The 22,589-nt window shown below is 62.6% G+C and carries 25 protein-coding genes; 8 read left to right on the top strand and 17 right to left on the bottom strand.

Going from position 1 to position 22,589, the window contains the following annotated elements; translation table 11 throughout:
- From BG57_RS19680 to BG57_RS19655, 6 genes are all read left to right on the top strand, one after another.
- The coding region (locus tag BG57_RS19680) for an ABC transporter ATP-binding protein (protein ID WP_035967352.1) at window positions 1-661 on the top strand (661 nt) is incomplete at its 5' end.
- Window positions 658-1,359, top strand: coding sequence for an ABC transporter ATP-binding protein (locus BG57_RS19675; RefSeq protein ID WP_035967351.1), 702 nt, complete (start codon window positions 658-660; stop codon window positions 1,357-1,359). The genes BG57_RS19680 and BG57_RS19675, both read left to right, overlap by 4 nt.
- A 36-nt stretch (window positions 1,360-1,395) precedes the next feature.
- The gene (locus BG57_RS19670) at window positions 1,396-2,655 is read left to right on the top strand and encodes a Zn-dependent hydrolase (protein WP_035967339.1); all 1,260 of its coding nucleotides are present in this window, start codon (window positions 1,396-1,398) and stop codon (window positions 2,653-2,655) included.
- Window positions 2,652-4,133 carry a M81 family metallopeptidase gene (locus BG57_RS19665; RefSeq protein WP_035967338.1) on the top strand — a complete coding sequence of 494 codons (1,482 nt, stop codon included), beginning with the start codon at window positions 2,652-2,654 and terminating at the stop codon, window positions 4,131-4,133. The genes BG57_RS19670 and BG57_RS19665 overlap by 4 nt, the downstream gene beginning before the upstream one ends.
- Window positions 4,134-4,833: 700 nt before the next feature.
- Window positions 4,834-5,478 carry a hypothetical protein gene (locus BG57_RS19660; RefSeq protein WP_035967337.1) on the top strand — a complete coding sequence of 215 codons (645 nt, stop codon included), beginning with the start codon at window positions 4,834-4,836 and terminating at the stop codon, window positions 5,476-5,478.
- Between the two features lie 196 nt (window positions 5,479-5,674).
- Complete coding sequence (locus BG57_RS19655) at window positions 5,675-5,917, top strand: hypothetical protein (RefSeq protein ID WP_035967336.1); 243 nt, start codon at window positions 5,675-5,677, stop codon at window positions 5,915-5,917.
- Between the two features lie 264 nt (window positions 5,918-6,181).
- Here the strand turns inward: BG57_RS19655 and BG57_RS19650 are convergent, their stop codons facing one another.
- The 17 genes from BG57_RS19650 to BG57_RS31710 all read right to left on the bottom strand — a co-directional run bounded on the left by BG57_RS19650 (window position 6,182) and on the right by BG57_RS31710 (window position 19,879).
- The gene (locus BG57_RS19650; RefSeq protein ID WP_035967335.1) at window positions 6,182-6,400 is read right to left on the bottom strand and encodes a hypothetical protein; all 219 of its coding nucleotides are present in this window, start codon (window positions 6,398-6,400) and stop codon (window positions 6,182-6,184) included.
- 914 nt (window positions 6,401-7,314) lie between these two features.
- Complete coding sequence (gene hutG / locus BG57_RS19640) at window positions 7,315-8,127, bottom strand: N-formylglutamate deformylase (protein WP_035967331.1); 813 nt, start codon at window positions 8,125-8,127, stop codon at window positions 7,315-7,317.
- Between the two features lie 29 nt (window positions 8,128-8,156).
- A complete protein-coding gene (locus BG57_RS19635; protein ID WP_035967329.1) occupies window positions 8,157-9,557 on the bottom strand; it encodes a formimidoylglutamate deiminase in 1,401 nt (466 codons plus the stop codon).
- Complete coding sequence (locus BG57_RS19630; RefSeq protein ID WP_035967327.1) at window positions 9,554-10,108, bottom strand: HutD/Ves family protein; 555 nt, start codon at window positions 10,106-10,108, stop codon at window positions 9,554-9,556. Before BG57_RS19630 ends, BG57_RS19635 begins: the two co-directional genes overlap by 4 nt.
- The gene (locus tag BG57_RS19625) at window positions 10,105-10,869 is read right to left on the bottom strand and encodes an amino acid ABC transporter ATP-binding protein (RefSeq protein ID WP_035967326.1); all 765 of its coding nucleotides are present in this window, start codon (window positions 10,867-10,869) and stop codon (window positions 10,105-10,107) included. The genes BG57_RS19630 and BG57_RS19625 overlap by 4 nt, the downstream gene beginning before the upstream one ends.
- Window positions 10,866-11,534: an amino acid ABC transporter permease gene (locus tag BG57_RS19620; protein ID WP_035967323.1), complete on the bottom strand. Its 669-nt coding sequence runs from the start codon at window positions 11,532-11,534 to the stop codon at window positions 10,866-10,868. The genes BG57_RS19625 and BG57_RS19620 overlap by 4 nt, the downstream gene beginning before the upstream one ends.
- Before the next feature lie 17 nt (window positions 11,535-11,551).
- Window positions 11,552-12,325, bottom strand: a complete 774-nt coding sequence (locus tag BG57_RS19615; RefSeq protein WP_035967320.1) for a transporter substrate-binding domain-containing protein — start codon at window positions 12,323-12,325, stop codon at window positions 11,552-11,554.
- Between the two features lie 38 nt (window positions 12,326-12,363).
- On the bottom strand, window positions 12,364-13,113 hold the full coding sequence (locus BG57_RS19610; protein ID WP_035967318.1) for an IclR family transcriptional regulator: 750 nt from the start codon (window positions 13,111-13,113) through the stop codon (window positions 12,364-12,366).
- A 682-nt stretch (window positions 13,114-13,795) separates the two neighbouring features.
- On the bottom strand, window positions 13,796-14,320 hold the full coding sequence (locus BG57_RS19600; protein ID WP_035967316.1) for a ProQ/FinO family protein: 525 nt from the start codon (window positions 14,318-14,320) through the stop codon (window positions 13,796-13,798).
- The gene (locus BG57_RS33085; protein WP_035967315.1) at window positions 14,310-14,525 is read right to left on the bottom strand and encodes a hypothetical protein; all 216 of its coding nucleotides are present in this window, start codon (window positions 14,523-14,525) and stop codon (window positions 14,310-14,312) included. The genes BG57_RS19600 and BG57_RS33085 overlap by 11 nt, the downstream gene beginning before the upstream one ends.
- Before the next feature lie 33 nt (window positions 14,526-14,558).
- The gene (locus BG57_RS19590; protein ID WP_035967314.1) at window positions 14,559-15,500 is read right to left on the bottom strand and encodes a copper resistance D family protein; all 942 of its coding nucleotides are present in this window, start codon (window positions 15,498-15,500) and stop codon (window positions 14,559-14,561) included.
- Window positions 15,500-15,865 carry a copper homeostasis periplasmic binding protein CopC gene (gene copC / locus BG57_RS19585; protein WP_035967313.1) on the bottom strand — a complete coding sequence of 122 codons (366 nt, stop codon included), beginning with the start codon at window positions 15,863-15,865 and terminating at the stop codon, window positions 15,500-15,502. The genes BG57_RS19590 and copC overlap by 1 nt, the downstream gene beginning before the upstream one ends.
- 55 nt (window positions 15,866-15,920) lie before the next feature.
- Window positions 15,921-16,268 carry a copper-binding protein gene (locus BG57_RS19580; RefSeq protein WP_035967311.1) on the bottom strand — a complete coding sequence of 116 codons (348 nt, stop codon included), beginning with the start codon at window positions 16,266-16,268 and terminating at the stop codon, window positions 15,921-15,923.
- A 65-nt stretch (window positions 16,269-16,333) separates the two neighbouring features.
- Window positions 16,334-17,629, bottom strand: coding sequence for a multicopper oxidase family protein (locus BG57_RS19575; RefSeq protein ID WP_035967309.1), 1,296 nt, complete (start codon window positions 17,627-17,629; stop codon window positions 16,334-16,336).
- Between the two features lie 2 nt (window positions 17,630-17,631).
- A complete protein-coding gene (locus BG57_RS19570; RefSeq protein WP_035967307.1) occupies window positions 17,632-19,107 on the bottom strand; it encodes a TolC family protein in 1,476 nt (491 codons plus the stop codon).
- On the bottom strand, window positions 19,104-19,397 hold the full coding sequence (locus tag BG57_RS19565) for a hypothetical protein (protein WP_035967304.1): 294 nt from the start codon (window positions 19,395-19,397) through the stop codon (window positions 19,104-19,106). Before BG57_RS19565 ends, BG57_RS19570 begins: the two co-directional genes overlap by 4 nt.
- An 86-nt stretch (window positions 19,398-19,483) precedes the next feature.
- Window positions 19,484-19,879 carry a hypothetical protein gene (locus BG57_RS31710; RefSeq protein ID WP_075583172.1) on the bottom strand — a complete coding sequence of 132 codons (396 nt, stop codon included), beginning with the start codon at window positions 19,877-19,879 and terminating at the stop codon, window positions 19,484-19,486.
- Between the two features lie 153 nt (window positions 19,880-20,032).
- Between BG57_RS31710 and BG57_RS19560 the strand changes: the two genes are divergently transcribed.
- Window positions 20,033-20,233 carry a heavy-metal-associated domain-containing protein gene (locus BG57_RS19560; RefSeq protein ID WP_035967376.1) on the top strand — a complete coding sequence of 67 codons (201 nt, stop codon included), beginning with the start codon at window positions 20,033-20,035 and terminating at the stop codon, window positions 20,231-20,233.
- Between the two features lie 768 nt (window positions 20,234-21,001).
- Entirely contained in the window at window positions 21,002-22,573 is a 1,572-nt protein-coding gene (locus BG57_RS19550; protein ID WP_035967301.1) for a GGDEF domain-containing protein, read from the top strand.
- Window positions 22,574-22,589: the final 16 nt, after the last annotated feature.

Raw genomic sequence — 22,589 nt, 5'->3', positions numbered from 1 at the left:
GATCGGCCCGAACGGCGCGGGCAAGACCACGCTCTTTCACGTGCTGACGGGCACGCTGCCCATCACGGCGGGCAACATCGTGTTCGATGGCCACGATGTGACGCATGAGCCGGATCATCGGCGCGTGAAGCGGGGCATCGCGCGCTCGTTTCAGGTGACGAGCCTGTTTACCAATCTCTCCGTGCGCGAGAACCTGCGCCTCGCCGCGCAAGGCGTCGACTCGAAGCGCGCGCTCAATGCATGGAAGCCGCCGCGTGGCGCGCTCGAACATCGCGATACGGTCGATGGCATTCTCGAGCGGCTTGCGCTGCAACGCTTTGCATCGACGCAGGCGAGCGCGCTCTCGCACGGCCAGCAACGGCGTCTCGAAGTCGGCATGGCGCTCGCCGCGCGGCCCAAGGCGATCTTTCTCGATGAGCCGACCTCGGGCATGGGCATCGACGATCTCGACGACATGAAGCATCTGATCCGCAGCCTGCGCGATGACTATACGGTCGTGCTGATCGAGCACAACATGGATATCGTGATGGACATCTCCGACACGATCACGGTGATGCAGCAAGGCCGCGTGCTGGTCGAAGGCGAGCCGGCCCGCATTCGCGGCGACGAACGCGTGCGCAGCGCCTATCTCGGCAACATGATCACCGGAGGCCGCGCATGACGCTCATGGTCGATAACATTCACGGCTATTACGCCAAGAGCCATGTTCTTCAGGGCGTATCGCTCCGGATTGAGGAAGGCGAGACGGTCACGCTGCTCGGGCGCAATGGCGCGGGCAAGTCGACGACGCTCAAGAGTATCGCGGGCATCGTGACACCGCAGCGAGGTAGCGTCACATTCAAGGGCGCCAGCCTGGAAAAGCTCGCGCCCCACAAGATCGCGGCGCGCGGCGTGTGCTTCGTGCCGGAGCATCGCGGCATCTTCAAGTTGCTGTCGGTCGAAGAGAATCTGCGGCTCGGCGCGCGCAAGGACTCGCCGTGGCAACTGGCCGATATCTATCGCATCTTTCCGCGTTTGAAGGAGCGGCGCACGAACGGCGGCGGCCAGCTATCCGGCGGCGAACAACAGATGCTCGCTATCGGCCGCGCGCTGATGAATCATCCGCGCCTGCTCATGCTCGACGAACCGGTGGAAGGACTCGCGCCGGTTATCGTCGAGGAGATCGTCGCGCAACTGAAGCTGATCCGTCAGGCAGGCGTGACGATCCTGCTCGTCGAACAGAACCTCGAAGTGTGCACGCAGCTCGCGGATCGTCATTACATCATCGAGCAAGGGCGCATCGTGTACGAAGGTGCGAACGATGCATTCATCGCCGATGAATCCATCAAGGACCGTTATCTCGGTGTGGGCGTCGTCTGACGCCATGCCCGCCATTACCTAGCGAAGGAACCTCGAATGCAAGCTCACGATATGCCGGCGCATGCCGGCTTGCGCATCGACGGTGCGCGTCTCTGGAACACCCTTATGGAATTGGCGCGAATCGGTGCGACGGAGAAGGGCGGCGTGTGCCGCCTCGCGCTCACCGACCTCGACAAGCAAGGCCGTGATCTCTTCGTCGCGTGGGCGAAGGAAATCGGCTGCACGGTGCGCGTCGATGCGATCGGCAATATCTTCGCGCGACGTGCGGGCACGCGCGACGATCTGCCGCCTGTGGTGACGGGCAGCCATATCGACACCCAGCCGACCGGCGGCAAGTTCGACGGCAACTACGGCGTATTGGCGGGCCTCGAAGTCTTGCGCACGCTGAACGACAACGACGTCCGCACCACCGCGCCGCTCGAAGTCGTCGTATGGACGAACGAAGAAGGTTCGCGTTTCGTGCCGGTAATGATGGGCTCGGGCGTATTCGCGGGCGCATTCACGCTCGACCATGCGCTCGCGCAGGTGGATCGCGAAGACGTGTCGGTGCGCGATGCGCTCGCTTCGATCGGCTATGCGGGCGAGCGCGTCGCGGCGCATGACGTGGGCGCATATTTCGAGGCGCATATCGAGCAGGGGCCGGTGCTCGAAGCGAACGACAAGGTGATCGGTGTCGTGAAGGCCGCGCTCGGCCAGCGCTGGTACGACGTGACCATCGACGGCATGGAGGCCCATGCGGGCCCGACGCCGATGGAGCTGCGCCGCGATGCGCTGCTCGTCGCGGCTGACCTCATTCGCACGGTCAATCGCATCGCGCTCGATCATGCGCCGCATGGGCGCGGCACGGTCGGCTGGATGGACGTGCATCCCAACTCGCGCAATGTGATTCCCGGGCGCGTCAAGCTGACCGTAGATCTGCGCGCCGCCGACGATGCCACCTTGCTCGCGATGGACCGCGCCTTGCGCGATGCATGCGCGCAAGCGAGCTTGCCTGTGACGGTAGACGAAGTTGTCTACTTCGCGCCGCAACCGTTCGCGGACGCGCTGGTCGCTTCGGTGCGCGAGAGCGCGAATGCGCTCGGCTTCACGTCGATGGATGTCGTGAGCGGCGCGGGACATGACGCCGTGTATCTCGCACGCGTCGCGCCGGCCGCGATGATCTTCGTCCCGTGCAAGGACGGCATCAGCCATAACGAAATCGAGGATGCACGCGCCGATCATCTCGAAGCGGGCTGCAATGTGCTGCTGCGCGCGATGCTGCGCGCGGCGAATGCACTGGAAGGAGACGCTGCATGAAGATTCTCATCGCGCGGATGAATCACGAGACCAATACGTTCTCGCCGGTCGCGACGCCGCTCGAAGCGTTCGGACGCGACGGTCCCTGTTATGGCGACGATGCGTATCGCGAGAATGCGGGTATGCGCACCGCGATGTCCGCGTTCATCGATGCGGCGACGCGCGAAGGAGCCGCGATAGTCACGCCGATTTCGGCATCGGCGAATCCGAGCGGGCGTGTTTCCGCCGCCGCTTACGACGCGATCTGCCAGGCGATCGTCGACGCAGCCGAAGATTGCGACGCGGTGATGCTCGATCTGCATGGCGCGATGGTCGCCGAGAATTCGCCCGACGGCGAAGGCGATCTGCTCGAACGCGTGCGCGATGTGCTGCCGCATGCGCCTATCGCGGTATCGCTCGATCTGCACGCGAACGTCACGCAGAAAATGATCGACAACGCGAATGTCATCACGAGTTTCAAGACCTATCCGCACGTCGACATGTATGAAAGCGGCGAACATGCGGCGCGGCTCTTGCTCGATCTCATTCATGGAAAGGCGAACCCCGTAATCGCGTGGGCGCAACCGCCGCTGCTCACGCACACGCTCAGAAGCTCGACGGCCGATGGCGCGATGAAGCGCGCCGTCGATGCCGCGCGGGCCGCCGAGCGCGAGGACGGCGTGCTGGCGGTGTCGGTACTGTCGGGCTTTTCGCTTGCCGATATCGCCGCCCCTTGCATCAGCGTCGTCGTCGTAGCGGATGGCGCGCGCGAGACGGCGCAGGACGTCGCGAACCGTATCGCGCGGCAGATCTGGAACGAGCGCGACGAGTTCGTGTATCACAGTGCGCCGCTTGCGCAGTCGATTGCCGAAGGCGCGGCACTCGCGCGCGAAACGGACAAGCCTGTGCTGTTGCTGGATCACGGCGACAACTGCATGTCGGGCGGAACGTGCGACACGACCGATGCGTTCGAAGAAGCGTTAAGGCAAGGTCTCGATAACATCGTCGTCGGGCCGTTGTGCGATCCCGAAGCGGTGGCGAAGCTCTTTGCAGCAGGCGAGGGCGCGAAGGTCACGCTCGGCATCGGCAACAAGCTTGCGAGCGTTGCGTCGTCCGGCAAACCGCCGCTCGAAGTGACGGGCATCGTGCGCGCGCTGACCGATGGCGAGTACATTATCAGCGGCCCGACGTACACAGGACAACGCGCGTACATGGGCCGCGCCGCTGTGCTCGAAACGCCGGTGGCGCGCATTCTCGTCACGGAGCGGACGCACGAACCGTGGGATCTGGGCGTGTTCGAGAGCGTCGGCATCGATCCGCGTGGCGCGAGGTTTCTGATACTCAAGTCGCGCATGTATTGCCGGCCGGTGTTCGTACCGATTTCGGGCGGGCTCGTCGAATGCGATAGCCGTGGGGTGACTAGCTCCGACTATGGGCTTTTTTCGTTCGAGCATTTGAAGCGGCCTGTTTATCCGCTGGATTCGGGGATTGCGTATTGAGTGAATGGGTCAGCGGGCGGGCTGTTTTGCGAAGTGTCGTTGCGCTCTGGAGACGGACATCTAGGCCGGCAAGACAGGTCCGCTTGGAACGTCTACCGATTGAAGAGAATCAGCGCCGTGTAGATTGCAACATGGAAGTTCGCACTGCCGTGCGAGGGTTGCTTCCGAAGTGTTCGGCGCTTCCCGCGTCGGACGCAGACATGTCGCCGTCCGCGCCGACTGAGCGAGACGCAGCGCGTCAGAAAGCTTCTGTAGAAGCTGTTCTATCACCTCCCTTATAGCGGTTGTAGAGCATCAGGCTAAAGTAATGGCCTGATGCGGATTTTTAGAGTCGCGGATCGCCGTCATCAGGCGTGCAGCGGCCCCGGCGCGATGCTGGCCGCCAGCGCGGTCCAAAACGTAAGGGCAATGCCGATTTCGCGCGCGAACCCACTAAAATCGTGTACCTGGCGTATTCTGTCTGCACGAAGAATCGGCGTTATCCGTCGATCGCAGCGTACGTCCAGACGGAAGCGATCCTTAGGCGTGCACTCACGATGTCGTGGTGCTTCAAGCCTTGCGAGTTGCCGATGGACAGCGCCAGGCGGTTCTGCGCGCGCATGTCACTCGACTCGCTCGCCTGGATAGAATCGACTGGACCGCACCAAAGTATGCGATAACCTGCGCTTTCGAGGCGGTTCAACCTAGCGGCAATGAGACTATGAATAAGGGAAAGACGAAGCTGACCCGTCAGGACGCCGAGCGCCTTTTCGAGGGACTGCCGGCGTCGAAGGTGAGCGCATCGAGCCGGCCCGAGAACCCGTTCGGGCCGCCATCATCCAGCGTCGTCAAGCGAGCCGACGACGAATCGACGCTCTGGAAAGACAACCTGATCACGCTGCCGGTGGGAATCGAATTGCCTGCCGGCTATGAATCCGCGTCTCGCCTGCGCGAAGCGATGACGCGAGCCTGGCGTGTGAAGTGGGTGAGGGAAGGCCGGGACGAGCTGGTCGCCGAGTTTCCCGAAGGCTGGACAGCGGTTCGCCGGGAGAACGGCCCTATCGAGTTGCGGGATCAATCCGGCGTGGTTCGCGCGCTATGCGGATGGGCGAAGGATGCCGAGCTCAGACTTCTGCCGAGGTATTCAGTCGAGTCACAAGCAAACAGTTCGACCGGACTGAGCAGCTTGCTTGTCCGCGATCGCGCGAACAGTCAAATCCTCGAGCGTTCATCGGTCTGGTCCGCGCGAACCGGGACCAACCATCCGGACTGGACGAAGCTCGCAGCGTGGCTTGACCTACGCTATCCGGACCATCGCGACCCGCTGCGATACTGGGAAGATTGCGAGGAGAATCGTCGAAGCTAATGCGGTATTCGCTGCCCTGTTTGCACCGCTAACTCAAAGGCCGCGGTGTTCTGCACAGGCAATAGCTCACACGCGGCAGTTCTGATCGCGGATGCTCGACCAAGCCTGCCTGTGAGAGCCTATACGTCTATAATCGGGAAGCCTGCTATCACCCACTCCCGCTAAGAGGCGCGTGTTTCACTCCAAGGAGCGCCTCATGACCCGCGTCATTCCTTATCGCGGCTTCGAAATTCACGTCACGCTGACCGCTTCCTCCGATGATCTCTACGACGCGAGCTTTCAAATCATCGGCGGTAGCAATCTTGGCGTGCTCGGCAAGTCTGGCCATCGCATCCCACTTCGTAACGGTCCCTTCACGGAGCGCTGGGCTTTTCTCATCGCGGAGTGCGCGGGGCAAGCGGCGATCGACGTGCTCCTGGGTACGGTCAACGAAGATTAGCCATAGGTATTTGTTAAAGAGGCATAGCGCAAGCGCGGCTCGAAGACACGTTGCAAAGCTTCTTTGACTCGTGGATGTGCGCCCATGCCATGCGGCGCCTTATGCTCAGCGTTATAGATGATCGAAGCTCGGACCGCCTTGCAATCGAAGCACGGCAATACTCGGGAAAAATTCATCGAGCAACGCTCTTGAGCATTCGGTGCGCAACCTGCTGCGAGCATAAGAGGCAGACGCAGGGCGTGCCCTATAAGCCGCTCGCGCGTGTCACTGCCTGTACATCTTGGCGCGTCGTCGCGCGTGAGCTGAACCGCCACCGTAAGCGGCTTCTTCGGTTTCGAATCGAAGGGCGCTCTCGTGACGAACCTCGGTAGCTCTTGGACCGGTGAGATCTCTATCGACGACGACAAACGTGAAGCCGCCTGCATACAGGGGCTGCACCGCGACGTGGAATTCGTGGTTTCCGACCTTAATCATGCGCGCCATGCGAACTCCGACGGTAGGGGAGGCTGCGAGACCCTCATTGTGCGCCGCTTTTATGGATATCAACCAACGAATAGCTTCGGTTCGTTGATAACAGGCGTACGACGCTGTGCATCGCGTGGAAAGCGAGTGCCGCTATTGTGTGATTCGGGCGCTGCGTGGTCCGCAGCACAGGAACGTCGCGCTTTACTTGCTGCGTAGGTTCACGGTGACCCCTTCAGCGGACGGATGACTTCGCACTGAATGTCGATAGCGCAAAGCCTGTGCAACGGGCCGGCGCACTCAGACAAGCAATACAGCGAACCCTCGATATGACGACGGCTGCACGGCACAGTTCGTCGCCGAAAGCCGCGCTACCTACTACGCTCCCGACGGAACATACCGCCACTTGGCTGCGTGAACATCGATGTCCGCGTCCTTGTCGAGACGCTTCTGCGTGCGTTGCAAGTCCGCCTGCCGAAACGCTTCGATGCGAGCCCTTTGCGACGTCGCGTGGTCTTGCTTTGCGCCTTCTGTAGCTGAACCGAGCGGGGACTTCATCATTTGGGAGACTCCAAAGTAGGTCGCTGTTTATTCTTCACGAGGCTGTTGTACGTGCCGACGGACGAAACCAGAGTCAACCGCTTACTGTCAGCAAGGTTCAAGGCATATCGCGAGCCGTGCGCTGGCTTTACGAACGGAAAGTACCGCGCCCTTCAGCCTGCGCCGTAAAGCGCTACAAAGCAAGCGCAATCGTCAAAGACTTGCCGAGATCGGGGCGCGGCGGGCGTTTGGTCCAATCAGCCAGCCGGAGTCGGAACATACGACTCTGGATCAGCACACGAGAAGAGCGGCGTTCGGTTCTCTTGACCGCATTAGCCATCGGCGACTAAAGGAACCTCACGCGTCCGTAACGATAGCCGCGCCTATTCACCGCCTCAGTCACGCGACGCCGTGTTAAGCGCAACGGTCGCCTTCAGCGCCCCGCTGACCATGCCGCGCACCACGGCTTCGACCTGTCCCGCCTTCCCCGGCAAATAGTCGAACGGCGCATCCTCGCTCATATACGTGGACTGGCACATCTCCAGCTGCACCGCATGCACGCCATCGTGCGGCGCTCCGAAGTGCCGTGTAATGAAGCCGCCCTTGAAGCGGCCGTTCGCGATGTACGTGAACGGTCCCGACGCGGCGGCGCGCAGCACCGCTTCCTGCACTGGCGCTGCCGCCGTGCGGCCGTCCTGCGTGCCGATGTTCAAATCGGGCAGCTTGCCCTCGAACAGTCGCGGCAGCACGCTCGCAATCGAATGCGCTTCCCACAGCAGCACGTTCGGATGCCGTGTGCGCAGCCGCTTCAACTCGTCGCGCAAGGTGTCGTGATACGGTTGCCAGTACGTCGCGACGCGCCGGTTGCGCTCGGCGGCATCGGGCGCGCAGCCATCGCGATACAGCTGCGCGCCGCGAAACGTTTCGGTCGGACACAGCGAGGTGGTCGTCTGTCCCGGATAAAGACTCTCGTCGTTCGACGGCCGGTTCAGATCGATCACGTAGCGCGAGATGCGCGCACCCAGGATCGTCGCGCCGAGCGATCGCGCGAATGCATAGACACGGTCGAGATGCCAGTCGGTATCCGCGACTGTCAGCGCGACGTCCGTGTACTGGCCGCGCAACGAGTCGGGAATGTGCGTGCCGAGGTGCGGAATCGAGATCACCAGCGGCGCATCGCCGCGTTCGAGCGAGTAAAGATCGTTCATCGTGCCTGGGTCCTGTTAGACGACTGAGTTTATGCGTCGGCGAGAAGTTGTGACAGCGCCCGGCGATAGCCCGCATAGTGGCGCGCTTCATCGCGATGGCGCCGGTCGTGAATCACGCGCTCGCCGCCGACGAACACATCTTGCACGGGCGTTTGCCCATGTTCGCAGAATACGATCGACGAAAGCCACGTCGCGCTCGTCTGTTCCGCGAGATTCGGATGCGCGGCGTCTAGCACGATCCAGTCGGCACGCGCCCCTGCTTCGAGCGCACCGACCGCGCGGCCCGTCGCGCGCGCGCCGCCTTCGAGCGCGCCCTGAAACAGCCGGTCGGCGACATGCGTCGTGCGTGGCGACGCCAGCACGTTGCGCTGACGCCGCACCAGCCGCTGGCCGTATTCGAGCAGGCGCAGTTCGGCACGCCAGTCCACGCCGATATGACTGTCCGAACCGATGCCGAACGCGCCTTGTGCGTCGAGATATTCCATCGCGGGGAAGATGCCGTCGCCGAGATTCGCTTCGGTCGTCAGGCACAGGCCCGCAATCGCGCCGCTTTTCGCGAGGGCGCTGGTTTCGTGTGCATCGACGTGCGTTGCATGCACGAGGCACCAGCGCGCGTCCACGTCGAAGTGATCGAGCAGCCATTGCACGGGCCGCGCGCCGAGCGCCGCGAGCGACGCATCCACTTCCGCCGTCTGCTCCGCGATGTGGATGTGAACCGGCGCGCCCGGCGAGATCGTATCGAGCCCTTCGAGCAGCGCGCGCAGCGAAGCCTCCGATACGGCGCGCAGCGAGTGCGGCGCGACGCCGTAACGCAGCGCGCCGTGCTCGGGACGCGCATCCCGCAGAGTGCTCAGAAGATCGAGAAACGCTTCGGTCGTGTTGACGAAGCGGCGCTGATCGTCGCGCGGCGGCTGCGCGCCGAAGCCGCTGTACTGATAGAGGACGGGAAGCATCGTCATGCCGATGCCGGTCTCGCTCGCCACATCCACGACGCGCTGTGCAAGCTCGGCCGGATTCGCGTGGCGCTGGCCATCCGCCGCGTGATGAACGTAATGGAACTCGCAGACGGACGTATAGCCCGCCTTGAGCATCTCGACATACAGCCAGCGCGCGATGGCTCCGAGCGTATCGGGCGTGATGCGCGCGGCGAAGCGGTACATCAGGTCGCGCCAGCTCCAGAAGCTATCCGCCGGATTCGCGCGATATTCAGTGAGGCCTGCCATCGCGCGCTGGAACGCATGCGAGTGAAGGTTCGGCATGCCGGGCATCACCGGCCCCGACGCGCGGATGGCGTGTGCAGGCACATCGCGCGTATCCGGCGTGACCGCGACGAGCGTGCCAGCGTCGTCCCATTCGAGCAGCACGTCAGCGCGCCAGCCGTCCGGCAGCAGCGCGTGCGCCGCGAACAGGGCTTTCGTTTGTGAATTCATGACTGACCTCTCGTATCGAGCGACGCGCACAACAGCACGCCGTCGCCCTGTATGTCGACGTCGACATCGACGCCACGCGCCGCGTCGATCCGCAGCGTGTCCATCTTCGCCAACGTAAAGCGTGTCCGGCCGACGCGCACGTCGAGCGAGCCTTGCGCACAATGCAACAGCACGCTTTCCGCAGCGACGATGCGGCTCGCCGGCGAGCGCCAGCAATCGACCGAAGCGTGCGCCGCGTCGCGATGTGTCATCACATTGAAGACGCGCACCGGGTCGTCCGTCAGACGCGCCTCGACCGGCGTTTCACCCGCGAAGCGCGCGGTGTCGAACACACGCGTCACGGCATGTTCGCCGAGCGTGAGGCCCGCGCCATCGAGCAGGACGAGCACACGGTCGATGCCGTCGAAGCGCGAAAACGGTCCCGGCCGGTCGATCTCCGCGATGCTCACGCGCCACGCATCGGCGCGCGCCGCGACTTCGCGCGTGATGCCGCCGCCGTTCTTCCACGGCGACGCCACGAGATCGGCGCCGCGTATCACTGAGACGTTCATGCGCGCGACAACACCGCTTGCAGGAACGAGCGCGTGCGGGGCTGCGACGGCGTCGAAAAAATCTGCGCGGGCGGACCCGCCTCGACGATCTCGCCGCCATCCATCACGACGACGACATCCGCCACTTCCTTCGCGAAGCCCATTTCGTGCGTGACGACGAGCATCGTCATGCCTTCGGATGCGAGCAGCTTCATCACCTGCAGCACTTCGCCGACGAGTTCGGGATCGAGTGCGGACGTGGGTTCGTCGAAGAGCATCACGCGCGGCTGCATCGCGAGTGCGCGTGCGATCGCGACGCGCTGCTTCTGCCCGCCCGACAGGCTCGCGGGCATCGCATGCGCCTTGTGTTCGAGGCCGACTTTCTTGAGCAGCGTAAGCGCGGCCGCTTCGGCATCGGCTTTCGACAGGCCACGCAACATGCGCGGCCCGACGGTGATGTTGTGCAACACCGACAGATGCGGAAACAGGTTGAACGACTGAAACACCATGCCTACTTCCGTCCGCAGCGTGTTGAGCGCGCGTTCCTTGAGCATCGTCCCGTGATCGACGAGGCGATGCCCGCAGATATCGATGGTTCCCCGCTCCGGCTGCTCCAGTCCGTTGCAGCAGCGCAGAAACGTGCTTTTGCCGGAACCGCTCGGCCCGATCACGACCACGACCTGGCTCGGCTGAATATCGAAGTCGATGCCGTTCAATACGCGATGCGTCCCGAACGACTTACTGAGTTCGCGGATGCTGACGATAGGTTGAGCACTGTTCATTGCACCATGCCTCCTGCGCGCAGCCGTCGCTCGACGCGATGAAGAATGTAGTTGGTCGTCTGCGTGAGCACGAGATAGACGAGCGCGATCACGATATACACCTCGAGCGACCGGTACGACACGCTGATGATTTTCTGTCCTTCGTGCATGAGATCGTGAATGGTCAGCAGCGACACCAGCGCGGAGTTCTTGATCAACGCGATGAACTCGTTGCCGAGCGGCGGAATCATGCGCACGATGGCTTGCGGAAGAATGATCGCGCGCATGGCCTGCCCCGACGACATGCCGATGGAGCGCGCCGCCTCCATTTGCCCGCGATCCACCGACTGAATTGCACCGCGCACGATCTCCGACACGTAAGCCGCCGAGTACAGTCCAAGGCCGAGCATGCCGCACACGAACGCGGGCAACAGGATGTTGAACTGCGGCAAGCCGAAGAACAGCAGGAACAGTTGCACGAGCAGCGGCGTGCCGCGGAAGAAGATCAGATAGCCGGTGCAGAAGCCGTAGATGAGCCGCCGCTGCGGCGCAAGCCGGCCGATGCCGATCAGAAGCCCGAGCAGGCACGAGAGCACGAGCGCGGCGGCGGTCACTTCCACCGTCACCAGCGCGCCGTGCGCGATATCGGCCCAACCGGCGACGGCTGGCGTGAAGTCGAGTTGCATGGTTCAGATCCGCCGCATTACTTGGCGCTCGCGGTGGTGTTGGCGCTCGCGCTGAACCACTTCTTCACGATCGCGTCGTACGTGCCGTCGGCCTTGATCTTGGCGAGCGCGGCATTCATCTGGTCGCGCAACTGCGGCTCGTCCTTGCGCACCGCGATGCCGTACGCTTCCGTCGTCAGTTCCTTGTCGAGCACGCGGAAACCCGGGCGCGTGCGCACGAACTGAAACGCGGCAGGCTTGCCCGTCACGGCGGCGTCCGCGCGGCCGATGCCGACCAGATCGAACATCTCCTGATTCTTTTCCACTTCCACGCGCTGCACTTGCGGATAGTTGTCGCGCAGGAAGTTCACCGACTTCGTGCCGACCTGCACGGTCACTTTCTTGCCGTTGAGATCGGCGAGCGTCTTGATCGGCGAGTCCGCCTTGACGAGCGCCGAGAGGCCGCCCGCGAAGTACGACTGCGTGAAATCGACGACCTGCGAGCGCTCCGGCGTGATGTAGATGCCCGAGATCGCTGCATCGAAGCGACGCGCGACGAGGCCCGGAATCAGCCCCTTGAAGTCGATGTCGGTCCACTGAACCTGCTTGCCCATCGCCTTGGCGAGCGCGTTCATGATGTCGATGTCGAAGCCGGTGCGCTGGCCTTTGTCGACGAACTCCATCGGCGGGAAGGTGGCGTCGGTTGCGACGTTGATGACGTTCGCGTCTTGCGCGCGGACGGCGCCGGGGAGAGCGGCAATCATCATCGCGACGCCGAGACTCGCGGCAGAAACAAGGTTCTTCAGTTTCATGGTGTGGGCTCCAGGGTGTGGTCAGTCGTTGAGTGTCGTTAGGCGTTTTGCAGCCGGGCGGAAATGGCGTTGGCGGTGCGTACGGTCCAGTCTGCGAGTTGCTGTTCGCGGCCCGCCGCGCGCGAGGACGGCGCCATCAGCGTGATTGATGCGCTCGCGCCCGCGCCGCGCGCCGTGCGCCGGAACACGGGTGCGCTCACGCCCCACACGCCCGGATCGATTTCGCTGTCGCTTATCGCGTAGCCGCGCGCGCGGATGCCGTCCAGTTCCGCTTCGAGCGCGGCGCGGGCGGCATCGTCGCCGGCGAACTGGCGCCCGAGCGTCTCGCTGCGCGTCTTGTCGGCCATGAACGCGAGCAGCGACTTTGCGGAGGCGCCCGCGCGCAGCGGCACCGCGCGTCCTTTCTCGAACGAGCAGCGCAGCGACTGAGTGCTTTCGACCATCTCGAGGCAGATCACCTGATCGTTCAGGGCGACGATGAGCCCGACGCTCTCCTGTGTTGCGCGCGAGAGCTGCATCATGCTGGCGCGGCTTGCCTCGACCAGCATCGAATTGACGTCGAAGCCGAGCGCGAGTTGAAGACAGATGGGACCGGGCGCGTAGAAGCCGTCGTCGTCGGTGACGAAGCCCCAGCGCTTGAGCAGGGCGACCTGGCGATAAAGGGTGCTTTGCGCGAGACCGGTTGCGCCGAGCATGTCCTTCACGGACATGGCCTTGCCGTGGCTGGCGAGGGCGGTCAGCACGAGCAGCAGGCGCTCGGCGCCAGTAACGGTGGGGTCTTGGTTCACGCTGGATTCTGCTCGCCTGGGAATGCGCGTTCGTTTGAATTACATGCAGAATGCCACGGCGCTCCCGCTGGTCAAAAATCGTATTCCCATGGGGCGGGAAACAGTCGGTAGGGGTTTACGCTTATCAAGCGCGGGTAGTTAGTTTGATTCGATCCAGAACGGACGGCTGGCCTGACGCCCGAGGTCCGTGAGCTGAGAGGTACGGGACGATTGGCCTCATGCGGCCTTGGAACGATGAACGTTCAGATGCGCCAACTGCCTATAGCGCACGAAAACGGCTATCGAAACCATGTATCCACACGCGCAAGGAGGCAGTTTCCTCGTTGATGGGGCAACCAAAGCCGCTCGTGATGCGAAAACAACGAAGGGAGGCAAGCAAATGCAGCGCGAAGACAGTCGCGGGCAAGACGATTGCCCGGAAGACCACGGCTATGGGAAGAGCGGGAGATACGGCGAATTGAAGGTCGGGCAGCACGCTCTGCGCTGGTATCGCTGCCGGCAGGAAGTAAGGGCGCGCGGCCGCTGCCAATCAGCCGGAGAGGTAGACGTGACGCAATGATGCGAGTCAGCGACGGCGCCGCGACTCCCCGCGCGGTCTGGAAAGACTCGAACGGCGTCCGCAATGAGTCTTTGATGCAACTTGCCGTTGTCTTCCATCACTGTTCCACCGCGCTCGGCAGGATTAAGGCTGGCCTTTCTCTGCCGCAGGCTCGGAGGACGCCGACGACGCCGACGACGCGGAGGACGCGGAGGACGCCGAGGACGCCGACGGCGTCGATGCACGAGCCGTGCGCCTTGCTTCCAGATGCCGCGCGCGCCCGGCATCGGCCGCTGTCACGTTTCCTGTCGGATTCCCAGCGAGGTCGACGCGTGCGGCGTTCTCGACCAGACAACTCCAATAGCGAGCGCCGCGACACCAGACCTTGATGGCTTCGCGGATCTCGGTTTCCGTCAGGCCGATGTCGGATGCCTGCGCGAACAAGTCGTCGATGACACCGACTTTCAACGGCACTTTAGGAGCCGGATTTTTTGGGAAAGCCAGCGGAAAGCGCCGCTGAAGTTTCCCGATTGCATGCACGACCGGATCGACCGGTTGCTTCTGTGCGTTCGTGGCAGGACGCGGCGGGCGCGCCGGCTTCTTCGCCGGAGCGCTCTTCGATTGCTTCGCCAGTTGCGCTTTCAGTTGCGCGAGTTGTTCAAAACCCATAACGGTCTACCCTCGGAATTCGTTTCAGGATTTTATCAGCCGCGAAGGTCCGCTTCTTTCTGCAGCGGCGCGTGTGCAGGAACAGGTGGGCTGCTTCCGCGAACATTTCCTCGTGAAGGGCCGGGAAACTGCCCACGCTTGTGCCGATACGGCCGGCAAGCTGCGCTTTGCCCCGTTGCTTAAACGGGGCTGCGCGCGAGGTCATCCGGAGCTTCGAATCCAGCGAAGAAGCGCCAGCCTAGGAAATCCCAGGCAAGGGACTAGAGACAAGAACCGCAGCAGCGACGATCACACCAGCAAGCACGACAGACTCGATGCGCAGCACAACCCAAAAACGTTTCAGCGGTCGAACTGCGGCATCCGAACCTGTTTCGTCGAGAGCGGCAAGCAACCGGGGCATCTCGATGAACCGGTTATGTGCGCCAAGCCCGGCGGCAATGAGCACGAGGACGAACTTGAGCAGCAGCACCTGCCCATACGTGGACATCAGCAGGCTTTCAGGTGTGTTCACTCCACGCCAGCCGTTGTAAGCGCCGGTGATGAACAGGATGACTAGCGCAACCGTCGCGGCGTCAGAAAGCGACTGGACAAACGCCGAACTGTTGGCACGCTCCGGGACCGGAACACTGAACATGCGAGGCAGAACGACATAGCTCGTTACGAGGACGAGTCCCACCCAGACGCTGATGGCGAACAAATGGAACCAGTCGATCCACACCGGAACGCTGAGCACGCCGGCATCGACGGGATGACCAGCGTGGCTACGGGACAATGCAACACCCGCGAGCGCGAGCCAGAGGGCGCGCTTGAAGCGTATCGGACGCCCCCGCTGCGCAAGCGACAAAACCATCACGACGAGCATGAAGCCCGTGCCTGCGAGCCATGCGTGCCCAAAGCCGGTCTCCACGAGCATCGAGCGGACGGCGGCGCCAGCTTCGCCGAGCGTTGATTCGTTCATCAGCGCGCAATGAATCCAGAATGCGCTCGCACTGAAGAAGAGCACGGCGAACGATGCGATGCGCAACGTAAGAAGCAGGCGCCAACTGAGCCGGGTCTGCCATCGCGATACGCGGCGAGACAACCACGTATCGCTCAGCAATGCGCCGACGACAATCGCAAAACTGATGTTCTGAAGCGCCACGAAGGCCAACCTCAAAACGCCGAGGAAACCGTCGTTCATCACTTCACCGCAAACGTGTAGGCGCCTTTAGTCTTGTGGGCGTCATGCGTCATAACGGTCCACTGCACGGTGTAGGTCCCGGGAGCGAGCTTCGGAACCGCAATCGCCAGCACTCGCGTGTTGGCTGAGTCGACCGTGGCTTTCTCCTTGGTCGCAGGCGACCCCGATGCATCGACGACTTTGATCGTGCTGAACGCGGACTCGAGGTCCTCGTTGAACGTCAGCCGAACAGAGTCGGGCGATGTATCGATGGTGCTGCCCGATGCGGGCGTCGCACTTTCGAGTTTGCCGTGTGCGATTGCGATCGCCGGTGACAGGACAAGAGCAGTGCTTGCCACTGCACGAATCAGAAACTTGATATTCACGACTGTTACCTCTTTGGGTTGATCGACACGCGATAAAGCTGGCGGCCTATTGAAGTCATTGCTTGTGCAGCTCTGTAACGGTGAGTGCGCCGTCCACTTCTTCCGCGACGAAGTCGATCTTGTCGCCGACTATCACTTGGGACAGCATCGCCGGGTCTTTGACCTTGAACACCATCGTCATTGCATCCATCTCGAGGTTTTCTAGCGGACCGTGCTTGATGGTCAGCTTGCCGGCGGCGGTGTCCGCTTTCTTCACTTCGCCATGCGACATGCTGTGCTTTGCGTCTGCGCCCGTTTGCGAGGTGCTTGCCACGTGTGTGTTTTCTGTGTCGCCCTCCGCATAGGCGCTCGCGGAAATCGCCAATACACAACCCATCGCAATCGAAACAATCGCGTTTTTCATCACGCTCTCTCCCATAGTTCAGCTATCGACATCGGCCAAAGTCACTGCCCGGCCTATTAAAGAAATCAGCTATCCGGCAGTTCGCCGGTGTATTCGTACGCCACCGTTCCCTTCGGGTGCTTGAACCAGCCGGGGTCTCGATAGTCATTGCGGCCAAGTCCTTCACGCACTTTCACGACCGTGAACATGCCGCCCATTTCGAGCGCGCCAAACGGCCCGGTACCGGTCGTCATCGGCAGCGTGTTGTCGGGCAGCGGCATCTCCATGTCGCCCATCGAACCGCCCGCACTGCCCATCGCCATGTAATCCGGCACGAGCTTGTTGATGCGTTTCGCGAGATCTTTCTGCGGCACGCCGATCATGTTGGGAACCTGATGTCCCATCGCATTCATCGTGTGATGCGACTTGTGGCAGTGAAACGCCCAGTCGCCGGGACGGTTCGCCGTGAACTCGATGACCCGCATCTGACCGACTGCAACGTCCGCGGTCACTTCCGGCCAGCGCGCGGAAGGGGGAATCCATCCGCCGTCGGTTCCTGCGACCTCGAAGCTGTACCCATGCAAATGAATCGGGTGATTGGTCATCGTCAGATTGCCGAAGCGGATGCGGACACGATCGCCGGCGCGCACAGGCAGCGGGTCGATGCCCGGAAAGACCCGTGAATTCCATGTCCACATGTTGAAGTCCGTCATCTCGTTGACGCGCGGCGTGAAGCTGCCCGGGTCGATGTCGTAGGCGGACATCAGGAACACGAAGTCGCGGTCCACCGGCATGACGCTGCGGTCCTTCGGATGCACGATGAACGTGCCCATCATCCCCATGGCCATCTGCACCATCTCGTCGGCGTGGGGGTGATACATGAAGGTGCCGTGGTTTTCGAGCCGGAACTCATAGACGAACGTCTTGCCCGGCGGGATGTGCGGCTGCGTCAGTCCCCCGACGCCGTCCATCCCTGAGGGCAGATGCATTCCGTGCCAATGGACGGTGGTGTGCTCCGGCAGTTTGTTGGTCACGAAGATGCGAACCTTGTCGCCTTCGACCGCCTCGATGGTCGGCCCCGGCGCCTGGCCGTTGTATCCCCACAGATTCGCCTTCATGCCGGGCGCCATTTCGCGGACCACGGGTTCCGCAATCAGATGAAACTCCTTCCAGCCGTTCTTCATCCGCCACGGCAATGTCCAGCCGTTCAGCGTGGCGACAGGCGTATAGGGGCGACCATTGGGCGGCGTAAGCGGTGGCTGGGTGGCGGTGTTGTGCATCGTCGGCGCCTCTGGAAGCGATTCCGCGCCAGCCTTGCTGACGAGCGCCGCGCCGAGAAGCGCAGCACCCGACCCGCCGATAAAACTTCGACGTGAGACCATGTTCATTTACCTTCTGAATTCGTCGGCGACGCGGGTTGCGTCGCGGGAGCGGGTGTCGGCGGCGCGGAAGGGGGCGCCGCTTCGCTTTGAGATGCGCCGGGAACCTGTGCGGACGCAAGGGGCGGCAGCCGTCCGCCGAGCGACTGCTGCAAGTCCGTCTCTGCAAGCCAGTAGTCTTTGAGCGCGTCAATGTAGGCATTGACGGCTGCGGCTTGGTCGCGCGAATCGGAGAGCAGCTCAAACACGCTCGCGAGCATGCCGTTGTAACGCAGCAGCATTTCATCGGAGATGGTCTTGCGTAGAGGCACGACCTCGTCGCGATAGTGCCGGGCCACGTCGTAGCTCGTCACGTAAGCGGCGTACGACTCGCGCACCTCAGAACGAGCGTCGATCGCGGTCTGGGCGAGCCGGTTTGCTGACTGCATATAGATGGCGTCGGCTCGCGCGACCTTTGCGCCGCCCCAGTCGAAGACAGGTATCTCGACGCTGATTTCGTATCCGCGCTCATGGCCCTTGTCGGTCTCGAAGTTGTTCAGATAGCCGACATCGAGCGCATTGATGAAACGCGTCGCCTTGCTGAGCCCGAGCGACGACGCGACGCTCTCGGTCCGCAGCTTCGCCGCCTGAATGTCGAGGCGGTTCTGCATCGCAAAACGCTCGAGTTCGTTCAGGTCGGGCCGGTCCTTCGGCAGGTCAGGCAGACGGTCGGGCAACTGGTACTGCGTTCCCGATCCCCATAGTCCCATCGTGCGAGTGAGTTTTTCGCGAGCCGCGACTGACTGCTGCCGGGCTTTGGCCAACTGGGCGACCGACTCCGCGTAAAAGGCCTGCTCCCGCGCATAGTCGAGCTTGCTGGAATTGCCCGCCTGTCGCATGCGCAAGGCCAGTTCCGCTCCGGCCTCGGCCGAGTCCTTGACCTGAGCGGCGTAATGGGCGGCCTGCTCCGCAGCGACAGCGTTGACATAGGCTTTACGGGCGTCGGCGGCGACGGCAAGCATCGCGTTGGCCGTCTCGAGCTTCGTCTGTTCGAAGCGGCGGCTCTCGATCCGCGTCGCCACGGGCAGCGTGAGAATCCCCAGGACGCCCATGGAGAATGTCCGGCTGATTCCGAAGCCGTCGCTCCAGTGCGTCCGGCTGAACGTGAAGCCCGGATTAGGCAGGCGGCTCGCCTGCACGAGGTCGGCCTCGGAAATGCCGAGATCGCCGTATGAAGCCTGAAGTCCGCGATTGTTCAGCAGCGCGACCTGGACCGCCTCGTCGATGCCGAGCGGCTTCGACAGCAGTTCCTGCGTACGCTTGAACGCAGCGTCGCGGTCTTCGTCGGTCCTGACGTACACCGCATCCCTGCCAAGGCGCTCGGACGCGGTTGTCGACACGGTGTTGAACCCACCGTCCTTCGAAAACGTCGTGCAGCCGGCCAGCAGTATCGCCGCGATCGCAATGAATGCAGCGCGGTTCGAGCCGAGGTTTCGAATCATTTCGATTCGCCTCCGTGCTCGTGACCGTTCGTTCCTTCGTGTGCCGCAACCGGTTGCCGGCCGTGCTTTACGGCGGTCTTGCCTCGGCTGGGCGCAACGGCACGGTTCAACTCCTGCCAGCTCGGCGCGTCCCCATCCTGCCAGGACTGATAGCCGCTGAACGCGGACTGCACGATGACAGCCGGCACCGATGCACCGGCATCCGTCGGGTCGGGCACGACGGTCGTGGCGTGCGCGAGCAACGGCAACACTGCGCCTGCGCCCAAAAGCGCCGCAGATATTGTTCGCATGAATTTTTCTCGTCGTAAATCATCCGGCGGCCGTGAAGGACGCCAGAAAGCTTGCTGGTCGCAGCGAGTGGCTGCGAGTGCGCGGACTAGACGAGAAGGGAGCGGGGAGGCCGTTCGATGCCGTCGGTCAGAAACAACACGACGCGGGCATCAGGAGGTAAAGGGACAGAGAAGTGAATCAGATCGGTTGAAGCGGAAACGGTAGGGACAACGGGTAGCGCTGCGCCGACGCAGCAGGACGCGCACGTCAGACAGGCATGAACATGGTGACTGCCGTCGTGGTGATGACCGGCGTGGTCGTCGCTGCCGGCTACAGCGGCATCTACGTCCGCTGCTGCTGATTCATGGAGATGATCGGCGGGCGAGGCTTCGTTATCGGCTACGTGTGAAGGCACGCAAAACATCGAGACGGCCGCAAACGACTGAACCGGAAGGCTCAGTACAAGCAGCACGACGAGAATGAGTTTGCGCCAGTAAGACATGGGGGCAAAGTCTAGCACGGGGTTACGACTGCTGTAAGACCTGTAATCGTTCAGCGCCTTTGTCACGCTCACCGCGCCGATGATGTAGTTCCTGTTGACCTTCCCAGTGTGGCAGGGTTCATCATGAACGCATTCAGGTCAAGGAGCGTGAAAATGGAATTCACCGTAGCCGATATGTCGTGCGGCGGATGTGCCAGCGCCATCACCAGGGCAATTGCAAAGCTGGATGCGACTGCCAGGGTAGAAGTTGATGTCGCAGCCAAGCTGGTGAAGGTCGAATCGCCTTTGGAACAGGGACAGGTTGCCTCTGCAATCGAGGGCGCAGGCTTTCACCCTATCGCGAACGCGCCGTAAGCAAGCGAGGATGCCTGTGCCGCGTTCGCGGTCCGCGGTCATTGAAATACAGGGTGCGGCTGAAGGGGACCAGTACGCGAATCACGCGCCGCTCGAGCATCGCGTCGAAGTCGCCGCGCCATGACCTGTTGGTCAGGTCGATCCGACGCGTCGCGCTGGCAGGAAGCGGGACGGAAGCGGCCGCGGTAGCCGAAGCGGCATTCGATGGCGCGGAGGTGGGCGGCTTGGGCGCGGCGCATACCGCCATCGCTGCCAGGACTGACAGTCCGAAGGAGCATGACAATAAGCACGTATGAACGAAACGCATGTTGGCATACCGTTGTTGTCAGCCCTGTCGCCTGGGGGCGGCAGGCTCATTCGGTTTTGGCGCCATCCGTGACTCGGGGCACTCAAGCGAGTCGCGCGCTCGATTAGGCTCCCTTACAGCATAGCTGCGGATGCAAGCGATTCAAGACGCGGGGTGCTCTGCGGATGGGCGTTGGCTGCAGCGGTGCGGTAAGCGAGCTTTACGTGGAAGCGGCAACTTACCAAAGGTCCGCAGCGACATTTCCGAACGGATCGACAGTCCCACGGCGGATCATCGACACGAGACGGCGCACCCACGTTGGCAGCCCGCCGCGCACGGTAATCGGCCTCTCCGGCATGGCTTCAATGAGCAAGCGCAGCGACCCAGCCAGCCTTCAGAAACCCCCATCCATGCCGTAATCCGTAATGTTGCGGGGATCGTTCCGCCCGCTGGCCCTTTTCCCTGTGCAAACGCCCCGCCCGATGCGACGTTTCGATACCAGTTTCCCGTCGCTTCCCTTAGGGCTCTTCGGCCGCCTGGCCGCCCGCAAGCCGATGCTCGCAGGCGCGACCGGCACGGCCATCAGCGCGTGCGTACTCATCCTGACATTCACAGTCCTTGCGATGGGACGACAACAAGAGCTGGACCGCGCTGCGGCCAGTTCGATGAACGTCGCCGTCACCTTGAGCCGCGAGATCGCGCGAAACGTCGAGCTGTACGACCTTTCGCTCGAAGCGGTAGCCGAAGGGGCATCTGACAGTCGCGTCCAGTCGCTTCCGAAAGACCTGCGGCACAGGGTCCTCTTCGATCGTTCGACGACGGCGCGAGACGTGAGCGGCGTGTTCGTAATCGACCGCGAGGGAAATTTCAAAGAAGCCAGGGACGAAACTGCCGTGCACGCCAACGTCGCGGATCGCGATTACTTCGTCGCGCAGATCCCTCGCGGCAAGGAAGGCCTGTTCTTATCGCGGCCGTACCAGTCACGAGCGCGCGGTGGTGCATCTTCTATCGCGCTCAGTCGCCGCATCACGCTGTCCGACGGCTCTTTCGGCGGTATCGCGTTGCTCGCCGTCAACACCGACTACTTTCAGTCCATGATGCAAGCCCTCGCGGTCGGCCCGCACGGCGCATCGTTGATCCTGCAAAAAGACGGTACTGTCGTTGCCCGGAACCCCCGGCTCAAAGCCGGTGAACCAAGCAGCGTCGCGCATTCGCCCACGTTCAAGCAAATGCTGGCGACTGAACAGGGCTTCTACATCGCGCGCTCGCCTGTCGATGGTCTGACTCGCCTGTATTCATTCGCACAAGTGCCCGACACGAATCTGATCGCCGTCGTCGCGCCTTCGTATGACGACGTTCTATCGGGCTGGCGTCACCGGTCCACCATCATCGGGGCGTTAGCACTTGTCTTGAGCACCGCGTTCACTTACGTCGTGTGGGCGCTCGCTTTCGGCCTGCGTTACCGGATAGCACTGCAAGCGCATGTGACTCACGTCGCTCACACCGACGCGCTGACACAACTGTCGAACCGAGGTTCGCTCGAAACGTCGCTGCGACGCGTGTGGCACGAATGCAGCGCCTCCAGTGTGCCCATGTCCCTGCTGTTCGTCGACGCAGACCGGTTCAAGGCCTACAACGACAATTTCGGCCACGCAGCTGGCGATGCGGCGCTACGACTGATCGCGGACTGCCTCAAGGCGCAAACGAGGTCGGGGATCGACGTCGTTGCGCGTTACGGCGGAGAAGAGTTCGTCATCGTGCTTCCCGGTGCAGGGCTTTCTGACGCGGTCCGGGTCGGCGAGAGCATACGTGCTTGCATCCAGTCCAGTTCGCAGGGGAGAGAGCAGAGCGGCGTGCATCCCGTGACGGTGAGCGTCGGATGCAGCGTGATCATGCCAAGTAACGGGGCAACGACGGCGACGGCCCTGCTCGCGGCCGATCGAGCCGTCTATGCAGCAAAACGGCGCGGTCGCAATCAGGTGAGCGCAGCGACAGCGGCAATGTACGAGCCGACGCCTCGTCAGGAGTCACTGGCCGGAACGGAAACTCACTGAGCGCAAGTGACGATGG

It is taken from the genome of Caballeronia grimmiae (assembly GCF_000698555.1).
Taxonomy (GTDB): Bacteria; Pseudomonadota; Gammaproteobacteria; order Burkholderiales; family Burkholderiaceae; genus Caballeronia; species Caballeronia grimmiae.
Note: the sequence above shows the minus strand (reverse complement) of the source record. Positions and strands in the feature narration are given on the sequence as shown.